The organism is Bacillus sp. FSL K6-3431 (assembly GCF_038002605.1).
GTDB lineage: Bacteria > Bacillota > Bacilli > Bacillales > Bacillaceae_C > Lederbergia.
Map to the genome: position 1 here is coordinate 183498 of NZ_JBBOCT010000001.1, position 17494 is coordinate 200991.

The following is a 17494-nucleotide window of genomic DNA, read 5'->3' on the forward strand; positions in this document are numbered from 1 at the left end:
ACACCCACATCCTGTAGGCGCAGTTTGTACGTTGCTAACGGACGCTTTCGCCTTTCATGTCTAGCTCTAGGCGAAAGGGGCTCGAGTCATAAGTCAATCCGTCAAGAAGGTAAAGCCTAACCTTCTCACCGTTTTATCTTATGCTTGTCACCCCTGAACGAGCGCCTTCCGCTTTTCGTGGCTTACCGTGCTTCCTTTATCTCGGGCCCACACGATGTGAGTCACATCGGTGTTGCCACAGGACGGCGATCTTAACCGATGATCCATTTTGTTTGTACGTCGCTAACGGGCGCTTTCGCTTTTCCTTATTGCCATAATATTAAAATAGTGGTATTCTTTTCTTGGTATATGAAAGTATTATGTCGATCTAATTTCAGGAGTGATCACGGATGGAAAAAACGTTTTTAATGGTAAAACCAGATGGAGTACAAAGAGCGCTAATTGGAGAAATTGTTTCACGATTTGAGAAAAAAGGCTTCCAACTTGTTGGAGCGAAATTAATGAGTATTTCAAATGAATTAGCTGAAAAACATTATGGTGAACATAAAGAACGGCCTTTTTTCACTGATTTAGTCAATTTCATTACTTCAGGCCCTGTTTTCGCGATGGTTTGGCAGGGCGAAAATGTAATAGCCGAGGCCAGAAAAATGATGGGTTCAACAAGCCCGGTAGATGCTACACCAGGAACAATACGCGGGGATTATAGTGTTGTTGTACATAGAAATATAATTCATGGTTCAGACTCACCTGAGAGTGCTGAAAGAGAGATTGGCTTATTTTTCAAGAACGGTGAGCTTGTCGAATACTCTAAGCACATGAATACTTGGCTTTATTAAAATCAGTAACCGCTTGCAAGTAGCAAGCGGTTTTCTTGATTTTATAAGGAATTACGATTTGAATGTATTCCATTTGATTAGTAAAATCTCATATAATTTGGCCGATATAATTAAAGATAATATACTAGTAAATTCATGTATAATAAATAATAGTACCGGTTGATAGGGGACAATATGTATGGATATAGATTATGAAAACTTTGTCATTAAAATAAAACAAAGAACAGGGATCGACTTATCTTTATACAAAGAAGCACAAATGAAACGGAGACTAACATCGCTTTATCAAAAAAAAGGATTCGTATCTTTTGGAGACTTTTATTCGGGAATGTTAAAAGACAGCTCATTATTAGATGAGTTTCTTGATCGTATGACAATAAATGTTACGGAGTTTTTCCGAAATAAAGCACGATGGGAAGTTTTGGAGAAAAAAATTTTCCCTAGATTATTGCTACAAAATAAGCGATTGAAAGTATGGAGTGCAGCTTCGTCTACTGGGGAGGAACCATATACGATTGCGATGATTCTTTCTGAATTACAACAGGTAAAGGAATTTTCAATCTTGGCGACAGATATCGATGAAATAGCTATCGATACGGCGAAAACAGGAATCTATCCTGAACGCTCATTTCAAGAAATGTCAAAAACAATAAAAGATAAGTATTTTCAAAAAGAGGGATCATTTTATCGGTGTTCTGCGGAAGTAAAGCAAACTGTTAAATATAAGAAACTTAATTTACTTGCTGATCAATTTGACTCCAATTATGATTTAATTGTTTGTAGAAACGTATTGATTTACTTCACAGAAGAGGCGAAAAATGAACTGTATAAAAAATTTGCCGACTCTTTAAGAGAAGGTGGGGTTTTATTTGTTGGTAGTACAGAACAAATATTCAATCCCGCTCAATATGGTTTAGAGGTGGAAGATACTTTCTTTTATCGTAAATCAAGTAACTTCGTTGATTAACGAAGTTCAACTATGATGGCAGTTTCACTTAATGATAGAAAGGAATGAAGCAAATGGAAGTAAAAATTAATACATCATCAAAAAAGTATTCTGTATTTATTCAGTCAGGTGCCATTCGACTGATCGAAAAACAGCTTGAAAACAAAAAATATACTCAATTGTATATTATTACCGATCAAACAGTGGGGCCTATGCATCTATCTACCTTAATGGCAAATCTCCCGGATGAAATAAAAACAGTTGTGTATCAAGTTCCTTCTGGTGAACGTGCGAAGCAGTTCTCGGTTTATGAAGAGTGTCTAGTATTTGCATTGGAAAATGGAATTGATCGTAATTCATGTATCATTGCATTTGGTGGCGGTGTTGTAGGGGATGTTGCGGGATTTGTCGCAGGTACATATATGCGCGGGATAGATTTCTTGCAAGTTCCGACAACTATTTTAGCTCATGATAGTGCCGTAGGTGGAAAGACTGCTATTAATCTCTCTTTAGGAAAAAATATGGTGGGCGTTTTCCATCAGCCAGAAGCAGTAATATATGATATAGATTTCTTGAAAACATTGCCTGAATCAGAGGTTAGATCTGGATTAGCTGAAGTAGTTAAACATGCATTGATAGCAGATCCACAATTATTAGTCTATTTAATGGAAAATATAACAAACCTAACAGAAATAACAGACGATATGTTTGTATACATACTCGGTAGAGGAATTGAAATTAAAGCGGCCGTTGTTTCAGAAGATGAGAAAGAAACCGGCTTACGCGCTATACTAAATTTTGGGCATACTTTAGGTCATGCTATTGAATCAACGGCTGGATATGGCAAATATACGCATGGAGAAGCTGTAATGATTGGCATGGTTTATGCTTTATATGTAAGCAAGCATGAACTTGGATTAACATATGATATCGCGCAATTTGTAGAGTGGATTACTAAGCTTGGCTATGATACGAAACTTCCGGAAAATTTAAACTTTGAACAAGCATTTCAAGCGATGCAAAGGGATAAAAAATCTTTAGGAAACAAACCACGCTTCGTACTTTTGGCCGATATTGGAAGACCTAAATTAAAAGAAGTAGAAAAGAATGTCATAGAACAAATATACTTGGACTTTAAACGAAGTTAAACAATACTTTTAACAAACCGTATAAAGATAGCAATTAAGTAAACATCGATAACATGCATTATTCTCCCCTTATGAACATAGCTTGTCTAAAGAAAGTTAATGATAGCAAAGGGGGGAGAAAATATGCATTTTGCCATTCAAAATGCAATCATGATGGACGGATGTAAGGTACGAACCACATCTATATTAGTTAAAAACAAAGAATTCAATTATATAGGTGACAATATTTCTATGTTTTCAGCGATGAAAATGGATATAAGTTCTTTTATTCTCACCCCATCATTTGTGCTGTATGCCACAAATTTACCAATAGATTCTTTTAGCGCTTTTAAAGACCATAGTATAAACTGTATACTTGCCAAAGGTTGCGGAACGATTGTTACCGACTTTTCAATTAGTTATGACTATGAATTTGAAGATAAACTACGTGAAAAGCGAACTTCGTTATTAAATAGCCCGGTAGATTATGTATTGGGAGTCAGAATCCGCGCGCCTAAAATAAATACGACATTAATTAAGAAATGCAAAATAGCAAAAGTTCCTATGATATTTCTTGAAATAAATGATCCACAGGAATTAAAAACTCTTCCGTGGGGATGGTTAAAGGAGGCGTCATTTCCTTATAATCCTTTATTAATTCCCGTGTTTCCAGGCGATATGAAAGCGAGTAATCAGAAGAAAATTTGTAAATATTGGTCTAAGCTTTTAGATTTAGAAAAGGTAAATCATCTTCCAAAACCATTACCTCACTACAAACCTTTAGATGAATTATCTTTAAAGAAAATTGGTTTATATCCAAAAAGAGGATTTTTACGATCAGGCAGCGAAATAAGTTATAACCTATTTTATAAAAACAGCAAAGTTGAACATCACGAGCCATTATACTATGATAAACTCGCCGTTGCGGTTCAAAAAGAGAAATTTATTTTTATTAATAATAAAGCTGTTTTTCGGCCGGGATTTGGTGATGAAATAATGATAAATCAAACAGCTCTTTTTGTATAGTTAGCTGGATAGGAAGGGAAATACGTATGAGAAGTGCGGAATTAATGATTAAGTATATTGAGGAACAAAATCTCGGAAAAGCGACATTGCAATTTGAGAAAGTAAAAAAGGAAAATAATGATGATGAAAAATTTATGCTTGCTCAACAATTATTTGATTATGGTTTTCTAGACGAAACGAAGGAATTATATGAAATATTACTTCGTACACATCCTGATGAAGCAGAATTGAAAATTTTACTTGCAGAACTATTAATAGAAATGAATAATGAGGATGAAGCATTTCAATATTTAGAAATGGTTGATCGTAATAACCCGCTTTTTCCTCAAGCATTACTTGTTCAAGCGGATTTATACCAAATGCAGGGCATGTATGAAGTAAGTGAACAAAAACTACTTCAAGCAAAAAACTTATTAGATAAAGAACCTGTAATTGATTATGCTTTAGCTGAATTGTATATGTCTCAAGGGAGGTTTTTGGAGGCAACTAGAAATTTCAAATCACTTTTAGAAACAGGGCATACAGAGTTTATGAATATTGATATTCATGGTCGGATGGCTGAAGCATTAAGTGCTGGAGGCGCATTCGAACAATCTTTATCCTATTACGAAACGTCTTTAAATAACCATTTGGAAATTAACGTTTTATTTGGATATGCATTAACAAGCTATCAAGCAGGTTTATATGATAAAGCGATTAAGGCGTTTAAACAGCTGAAAGAAATGGATCACGAATATCATTCTCTATATTTATATTTGGCAAAGTCTTATGAGCACCTAGAAAAAATACAAGAAGCATTAGATGCGATTGATGCAGGAATTGCATTGGATGAATTCAATAAAGAATTGCATTTGTTCGCTGCCAATCTTGCACTTAAGCAAGGAGAAGAAGTCAAAGCAGAAAAGTACTTTCGCGACGCACTAGCACTTGACCCAGAATTTACTGCTGCAGCAATTGATTTAAATAAACTTTTGTTACATCAGGAAAGATACGAAGATGTGCTGGAGATAATCTCTATGTTCGAGTTAGACGGCAGTATGGATCCACAGTTTCATTGGGATGCGGCTATATGTTTGCAACAAACAGAGCAATACAATATGGCATTAAAACAATATGAACTTGCATATAATGAATGCAAACATAATCGAGATTTCTTAGTGGATTATGGTTATTTCCTTATTGAAGAAGGGAAAAGGGCAGAGGCGTTAAAGTTATTCAAACAGCTTTATAAACTTGAACCTGCAAATGATGAATGGAATGAAATGATTGAAAATCTCCAGGAAAACGAAAACTAATACAAATACTGCAGAGGAGGGAAGTAGATGGCAACCCCTGTATCTGTCAATGAGAAAAAAGAATTTATTCGATGGTTTTTAAATCGGTACCAACTAAAAAGAAGAGAATCAGTTTGGATTCTAAATTATTTAATGAGTCATGATAAACTGATGGAAAAAGTTCATTTTGTGGAAGATGCACAATGTTGCCCACGAGGCTTGATCATGTCAACACATTGTACAAGAGATGTCCCGTTTCGCTTTTACAAAGACAATATTATGACAACCGATGCTGAAAAATCTTTTCACGATATCCGGTTAAATCGGGAAGAAGAAATTTATATCCAAATTAATTTTCGGTCGGCTAATTTATCGCATCACTATGCAGCAGTATTAGAAGAAAACCCATTTATTCAAACAAATCTATTTTTAAATGAAAAAAATAAAGTATATGCTGAAAAATTACTTGCTCATAGTTTACTGACTTATAAAGAGGAAAAATTATTAAAAGCGATTGATCAGGCTTTGGATTGCCGTGATAAAGATACATTCGAAAAGCTATCCATGGAATTAAACAAACTCAGGAAAGCTTAAAATCCTTCTGGTCAACAGAAGGATTTTTCAATGTAACTATGATGGACTAACAATAGTTTTTTCGATATAAAAGAATAGAAATGATTTGCTTGGGTTTATTAAGCAATAATATATGTCTTTCACTAGGGAGAATGGTAATATAACATTATGATTATAATGTTAAGAGGTGAAAAAAGTGAATTGGAACGCAAAGGATGTTGAGACATATTTTCAAGAAAAAGAATATATTGATACAGCTGTAATCCCTGTTTTACCTATTATGTTTGGAACTAAAATGAGACATGCCGCCGAACAGGGGGAATATATCCAATTATTATCCCAACAATTAGAGCGGCAATTTAAGGGGAGAATGTTATTTCTACCTCCGTTTACTTATTTGGAAGAACCTGAGGCAGCAAGCGATCTGCTAAATGAATGGGTTTCGAAACTGAAAGAAAATGGATTTACATATATCTTTTTGATCACAGCAGATAAAAGATGGATACCCATTCAAACAAACGACCATAATACATTTATCCATGTCCCGGCTGTACCTATACAGCATATGGATGATGTGCAAAAACATTCATTAGTGGAAGAACAATTAAAACAGATAATGGCTGAGATCATCGAAGGATGGCAAGCATCAATATAAATGTCCATTCTGCCACATTGTTGACAATGTTTACGTTCGTATATTATTGACCTATATAAGATATTGATATATCATAATTATGTCCTAGTTTGTTATTATGTGCATAAATTTGTCCGTTGGACTTACCTTACTGATAGAGGGGGGAAAAGGATGAGCAAGAATCCTGTTACAAGACGTCAATTTTTAAGCTATACACTTACAGGTGTAGGTGGTTTTATGGCGGCCGGTATGGCCTTGCCGATGCTTCGATTCGCAATTGATCCAGTTTTAACAGCTGAAGCAAGTGGCGATTTCAAAATGACTGAAAAGAAGATTGCTGATATTACAGCAGAACCAGTTCGTGTTGATTTTAAATATGAACAAGTAGATGCCTGGCACACTGCAGAAACTACGCAAATGGCTTGGGTTTACAAAAATGATGCTGGCGACATTGTGGCGCTTTCACCAATTTGTAAGCATCTAGGCTGTACAGTAAACTGGCAAGGTAGCGATAAGCACCCTGACCACTTCTTCTGTCCATGTCATATGGGTCTTTACACGAAGGATGGCAATAATGTTCCGGGAACACCACCAAGGGGACCATTGGATGCTTATCCAACGAAGGAAAAAGATGGCTTTTTGATGTTGGGAACACCAGAAGAAAATCCATTCGTAAGAAAGAAGTAAAGGAGGCGTAATCATTGCTGAACAAAATGTACGACTGGATTGATGAGCGTATGGATATTACGCCGATATGGAGGGACATCGCAGACCATGAAGTGCCTGAGCACGTAAACCCGGCACACCATTTCTCTGCGTTTGTATACTGTTTTGGCGGGTTAACGTTCTTCGTAACAGTTATCCAAATCCTATCAGGTATGTTTCTTACCATGTATTATGTACCTGATATTAAAAACGCTTGGGAATCCGTATATTATCTTCAAAATCAAGTTGCATTCGGTCAAATTGTCCGCGGAATGCATCACTGGGGAGCAAGCCTCGTCATTGTGATGATGTTTTTACATACGCTGCGTGTCTTCTTCCAAGGAGCATACAAGAAGCCTCGTGAGCTAAACTGGGTCGTCGGAGTACTTATCTTTTTCGTTATGCTTGGACTCGGACTTACAGGCTACTTATTACCGTGGGATATGAAGGCGTTATTTGCGACAAAAGTAACATTGGATATCGTTGAATCTATTCCACTTGTTGGTATTCCAATGAAAACATTAATAGCAGGAGATCCTACAATAGTGGGTGCACAAACTTTAACTCGTTTCTTTGCAATTCACGTATTTTTCCTGCCTGCAGCATTGCTCGCCTTAATGGGCGCTCACTTTGTCATGATTCGCAGACAAGGTATTTCAGGGCCGATGTAAGGATTGCTTATTTATTGAAATGAACATGAATAGATATTGGATATAAAGGAGGGGACATCATGCATCGTGGAAAAGGAATGAAGTTTGTCGGGGATTCCCGGGTATCTGCTGAGCGTAGACCGAATATTCCTAAAGACTATTCCGAATACCCAGGAAAAACAGAAGCCTTCTGGCCGGACTTTTTACTAAGAGAGTGGTTAGTTGGAGCTGTTTTCCTTATTGGTTTTTTATGTTTAACTGCAGCGCATCCTGCCCCGCTTGAAGGTATTGCCGATCCAACAGAGACAGGATATATCCCGATGCCAGACTGGTATTTCTTATTTCTTTATCAATTAATAAAGTACCAATTTGCATCAGGTCCATATAATCTTATTGGTGTAGCAATCATTCCTGGACTTGCTTTTGGTGGGTTGCTTTTAGCGCCGTTTATCGATCGTGGTCCTGAGCGTCGACCATCAAAACGTCCATTTGCTACTGGATTTATGCTATTAGCATTTGCGGCAGTTTTCTACTTAACTTGGGAAGCGGCAGACATGCACGACTGGGAAGCGGCAAAAGAACAAGGGAAAATTACACAAGCGTTTGAAGTGGATAAAGAAGACGCAGGTTATGAAGTTTATGCTGGTCAAAGCTGTATTAACTGTCATGGTGAAAATCTAGAGGGTTCTGCAGCAGCTCCGGCATTGGTCGATATGGACCATACGCCTGAAGAAATTAAAGATATTGCTCATAATGGAATTGGAAGTATGCCGGCTGAACAATATAAAGGATCTGATGAAGACTTAGAAAAGTTAGCTCAGTATCTTGCAGAATTGAAAAGTGAATAAATTGAATTCGTTTCAACATGCTGAAACGTCGGGGACTTACCCTAAACAATAATAAAAAGCCGGCTTCTTGCCGGCTTTTTTTAAATTGGGAGGCTATTACCGAAATTATGAATCTTATCTATGCTATTTTAGGTGATCGGCGCTTTCTTTGGCTTCTATTGCTAATTAATGTTGGCGGTACCATATTTGGATATGTATGGTATGAAGATCAAATAGTAAGAACACCAACTTATTTTATTCCATTTGTTCCTGATAGCCCTACAGCGAGTTTATTTTTTTGCTTCGTATTACTCGCATTTTTATTACGTAAAAATTGGGGGTTGATTGAAGCTTTAGCTTTGATTACCTTATTTAAATACGGTGTTTGGGCTGTAGTGATGAATTTCTTAGTGCTCGCTGTTACGGGCGACCTTTCATGGCAAGGATACATGTTAATCGCCTCGCATGGTGCGATGGCTTTACAAGGATTACTGTATGCTCCATTTTATAAAATGAAAGTATGGCATGTAATTGTTGCTGCCATATGGACCCTTCACAATGATGTAATTGACTATGTGTATATGCAATATCCGAAATATTCTGGATTGGAAATGTATGTAAGGGAGATTGGGTATTTTACATTTTGGCTGAGCGTTGTTTCTATAGGATTGGCAGTATTCTTTATAAGAAGAAATAGAATTGGAAAGCTAGATATAAATTAATACAATCGAGCAGATATTATCTGGTCTATTCTTGTCCAACCACTCATAAAGTTTAAAAGTAGTATGAGGAGGGACAAGAAATGAAACATCTGATAATAATCCTTCTATCGTTTTGTTTATTGACTGCTGGTTCAACGGTTGCAGCTAAAACGGTAACAACAATGTCTGAGCTTGATCAGCTCGCGGATGAATCCTTACAATTAACTAGATTCGGGCGTTTTGAGGAGGCTAAAGGGTTGATTGTCCGTTTTGGTACTTTATTTGCGGAGCATGGTATTTCTGAAAACTCATTTACGATCGACGAGATAAGAGTATTGACTATTGCTCATGATGAGGCTTTACAAGCAGTTACGAGTGTAAGTATGAACCCTGATGATAGAGTACAGAAAGTACTTGCATTCAGACTTGCTACAGATGCGGTTATATCTAAGCACCAACCGATGTGGTTAGAAATGGAAAATCAAATCATACAATCATTCAAACAAGTAAAAAGTGCAGCATTAGAAGGCGACAATGTTTTATATAATCAAGCGCTAAATGAATTCCTAAGCACATATTCGATTATCCAGCCAAGTTTGAAAATAGATATTTCAGTGGAACAAGTTCAAATGCTTGATTCGAAAATGACTTATCTTGATAAGTTCCGTACCAAGTTTTCTGAACAGGGTTGGGCGCAAGAGCTTGATAAAGTAGAATCAGATATAAAAAAACTTTTTGGGCAATTAAACCGAGATGAAATTGATCCTTCTGTTTGGTGGGTTATCATTATGACTAGTAGTATTATCGTAACAACTCTCACATATGTGAGTTGGAAAAAATATCGGGGACAGAAACATCCAAAGAAAAGTAGAAAACCTAATCGTTGACCAAACAGTCTCTATCAAATAAAATAGATAGTAACACCAAGATATGGAGGTTGAAAATGGGAAGTTATTTAATATATTTGGCAATAATCATGATTGTACCGATTTATGCACAATATAAAGTCAAAAGCACGTATAAAAAATATTCAAAAGTCGCTTCTACTACTGGGGTTAGTGGCGCTGAAGTGGCAAGAAGGATTCTCGATGCCAATGGGTTACAAAATGTGGCTGTAAAAGAAACACCGGGATTATTAAGCGATCATTATAATCCAATGTCGAAAACGGTGAATCTATCATCATCAAACTATCATAATCCGTCCATAGCGGGTGCGGCAGTTGCAGCTCATGAAGTAGGACATGCTATACAAGATAAAGAAGGCTACGCTGCATTACGTTTGCGTCATGCACTTGTCCCAGTCGCTAATATTAGCTCGAAAATGGCATGGGTATTCATTATGTTAGGCTTTTTCATAAGTTCATTATCATCAAGCTTATTATTGATAGGAATTATTTTATTCGCTGCTGGGGTAGTGTTTCAACTTGTTACACTGCCGGTCGAATTTAATGCTTCATCAAGAGCGATGGATCAAGTAGTATCGCTTGGATTAATCAGTAATTCAGAAGAAAGAGATGCAAAAAAGGTTTTAAATGCAGCAGCAATGACATATGTTGCAGCAGCAGCTGTGGCAGTTCTTGAGCTTGTTCGTTTAATTTTAATTTTTACAAATAGTAACCGCGACTAATACAAAGGAACACCGGGTGTAGACTTTTTACCCGGTGTTCCTTTATGCTATAAGGAAATTTAACGAATTAGGTTTACTTATAAAAAAACATTTCATCCTAATTTGGCGTACACAATGCATCTGTGTATCATGCATCATATGGAAGTTTATTTTCATCAAATGTAAAACCTTCACCCATCACGTCATGTACAACAATCAATGATACAAAGGCTAGTGGGTCAATGGCATGTATGATTTTTTTTATCCGGACAATTTCATTTCTGCCAATGACGCAATATAGAACATCTTTGTTTTGTTTAGAGTAAGATCCGCGGCCATTTAAAACTGTAACACCGCGTTCCATTTCCTCCATAATTGCATCTGCAATCGCTTGATGGTGATTTTCGGAAATGATCAATGCACCTCTAGCGGCGTACGCTCCTTCTTGCATGAAATCCACTACTCTTGCACCTACAAAAACAGCAACAAGTGTGTACATGGCTTCCATGTGGTTTAAATATGTAAGTAAAGATATTGTAATTACAACGGCATCAAACATAAACATTGTTCTTCCCATACTTATTCCTTTATATTTATGAAGCAGGCGAGCAATAATGTCGACTCCACCAGTCGTGCCGCCAAAGCGAAAAGTGATACCCAGGCCAATACCGATAAAAACCCCCGCAAAAAGTGCGGCAAGGAATAAATCTCCATTGAGTGGGATATTTATTTGATATCTTTGAAAAATAAATAAAAAGATAGAAACAGATACTGTTCCAATCACTGTGTATGCGAAAGACTTTTTACCAAGTAATTTCCAGCCAATAAGGAAAAGGGGAATATTTAACACTAAGTTTGAGATGGATGGATCGAAGTTAAATATAAAATATAACAATAATGTTATTCCCGTGAATCCACCTTCAGCTAAATTATTTTGCATATTAAAATGAACGAGCCCGAAAGAAAATATGGCTGCACCGAGCTGGATAAAAAAGATATTTTTAAATCTTAATCCTAAATTCACCGTATCTCCTCCATTGGGAATTTTTTGATATAAAGCCTATTCATTATAAACAATATTGATTGACGCGTGCAACATTAACACTAAAGTGGAAGCTTTAAGACAAGAAATAAGCATTTATATTTGTATTAAAAAAAAGAATTAGTTAACATAATGGGGGATGTGATAAATTTGAGCGAACAAAAGACAATACAACAATTACAAAATGAAGTAGATGCTTATATAGGTCAGTTTAAAGAAGGTTATTTTAGTCCACTAGCAATGGTTGCAAGATTAACCGAAGAAATGGGAGAATTGGCTCGCGAAATTAACCATCATTATGGTGAAAAACCAAAAAAGTCATCTGAAACGGATAAATCCATTGAAGAAGAATTAGGTGACGTCTTATTTGTGATGATTTGTTTTGCAAATTCGCTTGGCATTGATTTACAAACTGCACATGATCATGTGATGGAAAAGTTTAATAGTCGAGATAAAGATCGCTGGACAAAGAAAGGGGAAGGTGAGTAATATGACAAATATCATTAAAATCGTCGTAGCAGGACCACGTGGACGAATGGGGAAAGAAGCGGTGAAACTTGTACAAGACACAGCCAATTTTGAACTTGTAGCTGTACTAGATCGGAAGAATGATGGCATGAGGCTTAATGATTTGGAAGGTTTTGCAGGATCTGATGCTCCAATTTATTCAAATGTAGTGGAATGTTTCCAACAAGTAGAAGCAGATGTATTAATTGATTTAACTATTCCTGAGACGGGTTATTTGCATACTAAAACAGCATTATTACATGGCGTTCGTCCTGTGGTTGGTACAACAGGATTTACGAAAGAAGAGATAAAAGAGTTAACTGAACTAGCGGAGTCTAAAGGCTTAGGCTGTATTATTGCCCCAAACTTTGCTATTGGCGCGATATTAATGATGAAATTCTCACAAATGGCAGCAAAGTATTTTCAAAATGTAGAAATTATTGAGCTGCATCATGATCAAAAATTAGATGCACCTTCTGGGACGGCTGTTAAAACAGCAGAAATGATTGCCAATAGTAGAGATAGCTTTAAGCAAGGACATGAAAATGAAAAAGAGACGATTCCAGGTGCAAGAGGAGCGGATTTCGAAGGGATGCGCATACACAGTGTAAGACTTCCCGGACTAATTGCTCATCAACAAGTTTTATTTGGGGCTGATGGACAATTATTAAAGATCCAACATGACTCACATAACAGGGCTTCTTTCATGTCGGGTGTAAAAGTATCAGTAGAAACGATTATGTCATTAGAGACACTTGTATATGGATTGGAGCACATTTTGGATTAAAAGGGTGGAGGAGTTATTATGGAGCAGCAAAAGATAGATGTTCTCGCATTTGGTGCCCATGCGGACGATGTAGAAATAGGGATGGCTGGGACAATTGCGAAATGGACGGAAGCGGGGAAAGAGATCGTAATTTGTGAATTAACAGAAGCTGATTTATCTTCTAATGGATCTGTTGCTCTAAGAAAAGAGGAAGCTGCACTTGCAGCCAGTTTGTTAGGGGTATCTGAACGAATTAATCTTCAGATCCCTGATCGCGGTTTGTTCATGACAGATAAGCATATTCGTATGGTAACAGAAGTCATACGCAAGTATCAGCCTAAGATAATTTTTGCGCCATACCATGAAGACCGTCATCCCGATCATGGTAATTGTGCTAGATTAGTTCGTGAAGCTTATTTTTCCGCGGGAATAAAAAAATATAATCAAGAAGAAAGCAATTATCGATCGTATAAAGCGCAAAATTTATTTCAATATTTAATTAATGGGTACACTAGTCCAGACTTTGTTGTTGACATCTCGAATTTTATTGAACAAAAAAAGTCGGCATTGTCTGCATATCAGTCCCAATTCCTCTTAGAAGCTGATGGAGTAATGACACCGCTCACAGACGGATATATTGATAGTGTAATTGCTAGAGAGCAAGTTTTCGGCAAGGATGCCGGGGTACGTTTTGCCGAAGGTTTTAAAACAAACAGACCTATCCTATTAAATGAAAACTTATTTGGAGATAAAATATGAAAATGAAAATAGGGATTACATGTTATCCAACCGTTGGTGGTTCAGGTGTTATTGCGACGGAACTAGGTAAATTTTTAGCTGATAGAGGACATGATATCCACTTTATTACATCAAATATCCCTTTTCGTCTAAATGTTTTACATCATAATATTTTTTTCCATCAGGTAAGCGTAAATCAATATTCGGTTTTTCAATATCCACCCTATGATATTGCATTGGCTAGTAAAATGGCTGAAGTAATCAAACGAGAAAAACTTGATATTTTACATGTGCATTATGCTATTCCTCATGCAGTTTGTGCGATTTTAGCTAAACAGATGGCTGGGACTGATGTGAAAATTGTTACTACTTTGCATGGTACAGATATAACTGTTTTAGGTAATGATCCAACACTTACGGAAGCAATAAAGTTCGGTATTGAAAAGTCTGATGCGGTTACCACTGTATCTCATGCATTAAGTAGGGAGACAATTGAAGTTATAGCTCCAGATAAACAGCTACAAGTTATTCATAATTTTATTGATGAAGAAGTGTACCGAAGAATAGATGAAACAGACTTAAAAGCAGCATATGGTATTAGTCCTGAAGAAAAAGTGCTGATACATGTATCAAACTTTCGGCAGGTGAAAAGAGTCCGCGATGTTGTTTCCGCATTTGCACGAATTGCAAAGCATATGCCAGCGAAATTATTATTAGTTGGTGATGGTCCTGAAAAAACAGGCCTTTGCAAATTAGTAAAAGCGTTGGATATTGAAGAAAAAGTGCTTTTTCTCGGTAGGCAGGATCACTTGGAAGCATTATATTCAATTAGTGATTTGATGCTTTTACTATCTGAAAAGGAAAGCTTTGGCTTAGTTGCTCTAGAAGCAATGGCGTGTGGTGTTCCGTGTATTGGTACAAATATTGGTGGTATTCCGGAGGTTATTACAGATAACTATAATGGGTATCTCTGCGAATTAGGAAATATTGAACAAATAGCAGAAAGGGCTATTGAGCTATTGCAAAATGAGCCTTTATTAAAACAACTTTCTATCAATGCAAGTTTAACGTCAAAGGAAAAGTTCAAATCTGAGTTAATTATCTCTGAATATGAAGATTTATATCATAGTCTTTTATCTACTAGTAATTATGAGGTTCTATAATGAATAAATACTTTTTAGCCGCATTACCTGTAATTCAAGCGATAGAAGAAGCTGGTTATGAAGCATATTTTGTCGGGGGAGCTGTCAGGGATTATATCTTGGGACGTGATGTCCATGATGTAGACATAGCTACATCAGCTACTCCCGAGGAGCTTAAGGAAATATTTTCCCAGACAGTTGATGTTGGGATTGAACATGGCACGATTCTAATTTTATTCAAAGGTGAAAGTTTTGAAGTAACTACATATAGATCTGAATCCGAATATAAAGACTTCAGACATCCAGATTCTGTTACATTTATTCGCTCCTTGTTTGAAGATTTACAGCGCCGTGATTTTACGATGAATGCAATCGCAATGGATGGAACTTGGAATATAGTGGATCCCTTTGATGGGAAATTGGCATTAAAGGCGAATATGATTGAAACAGTAGGCAAAGCGGATAATAGGTTTAGAGAAGATGCGCTACGGTTAATGAGAGCAATCAGGTTCGTAAGTCAGCTTGGATTTGATTTGGAACAAAACACAGAAATAGCAATATCAAAGCATGCCAATTTGCTGGACCGCATCGCTGTAGAAAGAATTTCGGCTGAAATGCAAAAACTCTTAGATGGAAAAGACAAAAGAAAAGCGCTTGAGATAGCATTGAAAACGAGGATTTATCAATATTTACCATCTATATTTAATCTGAAACAAGTACTTCTTGAAGGATTATCGCTCCCAATTGAACAGCTAAAAGAAACAGAGATGTGGTTATTATTTTTATATTTAACCAATGCAGATGAACCTATTTCTTTATTAAAAAAATGGAAGTTACCAGCTAAAAAAATTCAGTTACTGATTCGGTCATTACATATGCTGGAAATTCGTTTGAAACATGATTGGACATCGTATGAATTATATAGCGCTGGAGAAAATATCGCTTGTATAGTGGAAAAAGTGTATCAGACAATACATCGAAAGAAATGTGAGCATGTTGCGTTAACGCTAAACGCTAAATTCAAGAGACTATCGATACTATCACGTGAGCAGATTGTTATATCTGGAAAAGATATATTAGATTGGACTGGAAGGAAAGGTGGTCCATGGATGAAGGAGCTTTTGATCGATTTGGAAAAGGCAATTTTAACATCCAAAGTTAAAAATAATAAAGAAGATATTAAAAGGTGGATAGAAACATGTCTGCTTCCGTAAAAAAACAATTGATATCAGCTCTATCCCGGGCCGATTATGAATTTATATCGGGACAAGCTCTAGCGGATTTGATCGGATGTTCGCGAACCGCTATTTGGAAGCAGATCGAAGAGCTGCGCAAGACTGGTTTTGAAATAGAAGCAATTAGAAAAAAAGGATATAGAATAATTACAAAGCCAGATAGACTTTCGGAAAATGAGATTTTAATGGGCTTAGAAACAAAAGTCCTTGGCCGGAATATTCTCCATTTTGATACGATCGATTCAACGCAAACGAAGGCGAATGAAGAGGCTAGAAATGGTGCTCCTGAAGGAATGATTATCATCGCCGAAGAGCAAACAAATGGTAGAGGAAGAATGGCTAGACAATGGCATTCTTCAAAGCATAAAGGGATATGGATGAGTTTGGTATTAAGGCCAAATCTTTCACCTGATAAAGCACCACAGTTTACATTAATTACTGCGATTGCAGTTGCACGAGCAATAGAGGAAGCTACAGGAATTGAACCAGAAATAAAATGGCCGAATGATATTTTATTTAAAGGTAAAAAAATGACAGGAATCCTAACTGAGCTTCAAGCTGAAGCAGATAAAATAAATTTCATCATCATTGGTATTGGTCTGAATGTAAATCAAGAAACAATCGACTTTCCAGAGGATGTCAGAAAAATTGCAACTTCGTTAGCTATAGAAAATGGAGGGAAAGTATCAAGAGTAGTACTTCTGCAATATATATTGAAAAATTTTGAAAAATATTATCAATTATATGTTGAAAAAGGTTTTGGGCCATTAAAAGTAATTTGGGAAAGTTATGTAATGAGCATTGGAAAATCAATCATTGCTCGAACCATTACCGGTGAGATAGCTGGAAAAGCGCTTGGAATTACCGAAGAAGGCGTTCTGAAGGTTGAAGACGATAATGGTAAAATTCATTATATATATTCTGCAGATATTGAAATTAAATCATAGGAATCCCTTAAAATGTTTGTTATAATTTTGTTGGGCAGTATCTAAGGAACTGCACCTTGCAATAAAACTTTTTTTAACTATAAATTAATCTGCCTTGATCCATATTGGACTGGGACAGAGGGCCGAAACGAGTGAAATGATCAAAGGAGTCCTTCTGCCTAAATGGTAAAGACTCCTTTTTATTATGTGATTTACTTTCTAACACTCGATTA

20 protein-coding genes are annotated in these 17494 nt (G+C 36.5%); 19 read left to right on the forward strand and 1 reads right to left on the reverse strand.

What is annotated here, in order from left to right; genetic code table 11:
• Nucleotides 1-389: 389 nt before the first annotated feature.
• The 13 genes from ndk (at nt 390) to MHB53_RS00910 (ending at nt 10926) form a co-directional block, all read left to right on the forward strand.
• Nucleotides 390-836, forward strand: coding sequence for a nucleoside-diphosphate kinase (gene ndk, locus MHB53_RS00850; RefSeq protein WP_340915066.1), 447 nt, complete (start codon nt 390-392; stop codon nt 834-836).
• Nucleotides 837-1014: 178 nt separating this feature from the next.
• Nucleotides 1015-1803 carry a CheR family methyltransferase gene (locus tag MHB53_RS00855; RefSeq protein ID WP_340915068.1) on the forward strand — a complete coding sequence of 263 codons (789 nt, stop codon included), beginning with the start codon at nt 1015-1017 and terminating at the stop codon, nt 1801-1803.
• A 53-nt stretch (nt 1804-1856) separates the two neighbouring features.
• Entirely contained in the window at nt 1857-2930 is a 1074-nt protein-coding gene (gene aroB / locus MHB53_RS00860) for a 3-dehydroquinate synthase (RefSeq protein ID WP_340915069.1), read from the forward strand.
• Nucleotides 2931-3053: 123 nt separating this feature from the next.
• The gene (locus tag MHB53_RS00865; RefSeq protein WP_340915070.1) at nt 3054-3935 is read left to right on the forward strand and encodes a hypothetical protein; all 882 of its coding nucleotides are present in this window, start codon (nt 3054-3056) and stop codon (nt 3933-3935) included.
• A gap of 26 nt (nt 3936-3961) precedes the next feature.
• Nucleotides 3962-5230, forward strand: a complete 1269-nt coding sequence (locus MHB53_RS00870; RefSeq protein WP_340915072.1) for a tetratricopeptide repeat protein — start codon at nt 3962-3964, stop codon at nt 5228-5230.
• A 27-nt stretch (nt 5231-5257) separates the two neighbouring features.
• The gene (locus MHB53_RS00875; RefSeq protein WP_340915074.1) at nt 5258-5803 is read left to right on the forward strand and encodes a ReoY family proteolytic degradation factor; all 546 of its coding nucleotides are present in this window, start codon (nt 5258-5260) and stop codon (nt 5801-5803) included.
• A gap of 175 nt (nt 5804-5978) precedes the next feature.
• Nucleotides 5979-6437, forward strand: coding sequence for a YpiF family protein (locus MHB53_RS00880; RefSeq protein WP_340915076.1), 459 nt, complete (start codon nt 5979-5981; stop codon nt 6435-6437).
• 150 nt (nt 6438-6587) lie between these two features.
• Nucleotides 6588-7103 carry a QcrA and Rieske domain-containing protein gene (locus MHB53_RS00885; RefSeq protein ID WP_340915077.1) on the forward strand — a complete coding sequence of 172 codons (516 nt, stop codon included), beginning with the start codon at nt 6588-6590 and terminating at the stop codon, nt 7101-7103.
• Between the two features lie 14 nt (nt 7104-7117).
• The gene (qcrB, locus tag MHB53_RS00890) at nt 7118-7792 is read left to right on the forward strand and encodes a menaquinol-cytochrome c reductase cytochrome b subunit (RefSeq protein WP_340915079.1); all 675 of its coding nucleotides are present in this window, start codon (nt 7118-7120) and stop codon (nt 7790-7792) included.
• A 59-nt stretch (nt 7793-7851) separates the two neighbouring features.
• Complete coding sequence (locus MHB53_RS00895) at nt 7852-8619, forward strand: menaquinol-cytochrome c reductase cytochrome b/c subunit (protein ID WP_340915081.1); 768 nt, start codon at nt 7852-7854, stop codon at nt 8617-8619.
• Nucleotides 8620-8726: 107 nt separating this feature from the next.
• The gene (locus tag MHB53_RS00900) at nt 8727-9320 is read left to right on the forward strand and encodes a DUF1405 domain-containing protein (RefSeq protein ID WP_340915083.1); all 594 of its coding nucleotides are present in this window, start codon (nt 8727-8729) and stop codon (nt 9318-9320) included.
• Between the two features lie 80 nt (nt 9321-9400).
• On the forward strand, nt 9401-10186 hold the full coding sequence (ypjB, locus tag MHB53_RS00905) for a sporulation protein YpjB (protein ID WP_340915084.1): 786 nt from the start codon (nt 9401-9403) through the stop codon (nt 10184-10186).
• A 56-nt stretch (nt 10187-10242) separates the two neighbouring features.
• Complete coding sequence (locus MHB53_RS00910) at nt 10243-10926, forward strand: zinc metallopeptidase (RefSeq protein ID WP_340915086.1); 684 nt, start codon at nt 10243-10245, stop codon at nt 10924-10926.
• A 127-nt stretch (nt 10927-11053) separates the two neighbouring features.
• Here the strand turns inward: MHB53_RS00910 and MHB53_RS00915 are convergent, their stop codons facing one another.
• On the reverse strand, nt 11054-11929 hold the full coding sequence (locus tag MHB53_RS00915) for a YitT family protein (RefSeq protein WP_340915088.1): 876 nt from the start codon (nt 11927-11929) through the stop codon (nt 11054-11056).
• A 150-nt stretch (nt 11930-12079) separates the two neighbouring features.
• On the opposite strand from MHB53_RS00915, the gene MHB53_RS00920 reads away from it, so the two are divergent.
• The 6 genes from MHB53_RS00920 to MHB53_RS00945 are packed head-to-tail and all read left to right on the forward strand — an operon-like array spanning nt 12080 to nt 17282.
• Entirely contained in the window at nt 12080-12436 is a 357-nt protein-coding gene (locus MHB53_RS00920) for a nucleotide pyrophosphohydrolase (protein WP_445661385.1), read from the forward strand.
• Between the two features lies 1 nt (nt 12437).
• The gene (gene dapB / locus MHB53_RS00925; protein WP_340915092.1) at nt 12438-13241 is read left to right on the forward strand and encodes a 4-hydroxy-tetrahydrodipicolinate reductase; all 804 of its coding nucleotides are present in this window, start codon (nt 12438-12440) and stop codon (nt 13239-13241) included.
• A gap of 18 nt (nt 13242-13259) precedes the next feature.
• Entirely contained in the window at nt 13260-13979 is a 720-nt protein-coding gene (bshB1, locus tag MHB53_RS00930; RefSeq protein WP_340915093.1) for a bacillithiol biosynthesis deacetylase BshB1, read from the forward strand.
• Nucleotides 13976-15121 (forward strand): N-acetyl-alpha-D-glucosaminyl L-malate synthase BshA, encoded by a 1146-nt coding sequence (gene bshA, locus MHB53_RS00935; RefSeq protein WP_340915095.1) that lies wholly within the window; start codon nt 13976-13978, stop codon nt 15119-15121. The genes bshB1 and bshA overlap by 4 nt, the downstream gene beginning before the upstream one ends.
• Nucleotides 15121-16314, forward strand: a complete 1194-nt coding sequence (locus tag MHB53_RS00940; protein ID WP_340915098.1) for a CCA tRNA nucleotidyltransferase — start codon at nt 15121-15123, stop codon at nt 16312-16314. Before bshA ends, MHB53_RS00940 begins: the two co-directional genes overlap by 1 nt.
• A complete protein-coding gene (locus MHB53_RS00945; RefSeq protein ID WP_340915100.1) occupies nt 16299-17282 on the forward strand; it encodes a biotin--[acetyl-CoA-carboxylase] ligase in 984 nt (327 codons plus the stop codon). Before MHB53_RS00940 ends, MHB53_RS00945 begins: the two co-directional genes overlap by 16 nt.
• Nucleotides 17283-17494 lie beyond the last annotated feature (212 nt).

Coding starts and splice junctions, on each gene's coding strand:
- MHB53_RS00920 (WP_445661385.1), top strand. CDS start 12,080: ATGGGGGATGTGATAAATTTGAGCGAACAAAAGACAATACAACAATTA.
- dapB (WP_340915092.1), top strand. CDS start 12,438: ATGACAAATATCATTAAAATCGTCGTAGCAGGACCACGTGGACGAATG.
- MHB53_RS00870 (WP_340915072.1), top strand. CDS start 3,962: ATGAGAAGTGCGGAATTAATGATTAAGTATATTGAGGAACAAAATCTC.
- ndk (WP_340915066.1), top strand. CDS start 390: ATGGAAAAAACGTTTTTAATGGTAAAACCAGATGGAGTACAAAGAGCG.
- ypjB (WP_340915084.1), top strand. CDS start 9,401: ATGAAACATCTGATAATAATCCTTCTATCGTTTTGTTTATTGACTGCT.
- MHB53_RS00885 (WP_340915077.1), top strand. CDS start 6,588: ATGAGCAAGAATCCTGTTACAAGACGTCAATTTTTAAGCTATACACTT.
- MHB53_RS00910 (WP_340915086.1), top strand. CDS start 10,243: ATGGGAAGTTATTTAATATATTTGGCAATAATCATGATTGTACCGATT.
- MHB53_RS00940 (WP_340915098.1), top strand. CDS start 15,121: ATGAATAAATACTTTTTAGCCGCATTACCTGTAATTCAAGCGATAGAA.
- MHB53_RS00855 (WP_340915068.1), top strand. CDS start 1,015: ATGGATATAGATTATGAAAACTTTGTCATTAAAATAAAACAAAGAACA.
- MHB53_RS00895 (WP_340915081.1), top strand. CDS start 7,852: ATGCATCGTGGAAAAGGAATGAAGTTTGTCGGGGATTCCCGGGTATCT.
- aroB (WP_340915069.1), top strand. CDS start 1,857: ATGGAAGTAAAAATTAATACATCATCAAAAAAGTATTCTGTATTTATT.
- MHB53_RS00900 (WP_340915083.1), top strand. CDS start 8,727: ATGAATCTTATCTATGCTATTTTAGGTGATCGGCGCTTTCTTTGGCTT.
- MHB53_RS00875 (WP_340915074.1), top strand. CDS start 5,258: ATGGCAACCCCTGTATCTGTCAATGAGAAAAAAGAATTTATTCGATGG.
- MHB53_RS00865 (WP_340915070.1), top strand. CDS start 3,054: ATGCATTTTGCCATTCAAAATGCAATCATGATGGACGGATGTAAGGTA.
- bshB1 (WP_340915093.1), top strand. CDS start 13,260: ATGGAGCAGCAAAAGATAGATGTTCTCGCATTTGGTGCCCATGCGGAC.
- bshA (WP_340915095.1), top strand. CDS start 13,976: ATGAAAATGAAAATAGGGATTACATGTTATCCAACCGTTGGTGGTTCA.
- MHB53_RS00945 (WP_340915100.1), top strand. CDS start 16,299: ATGTCTGCTTCCGTAAAAAAACAATTGATATCAGCTCTATCCCGGGCC.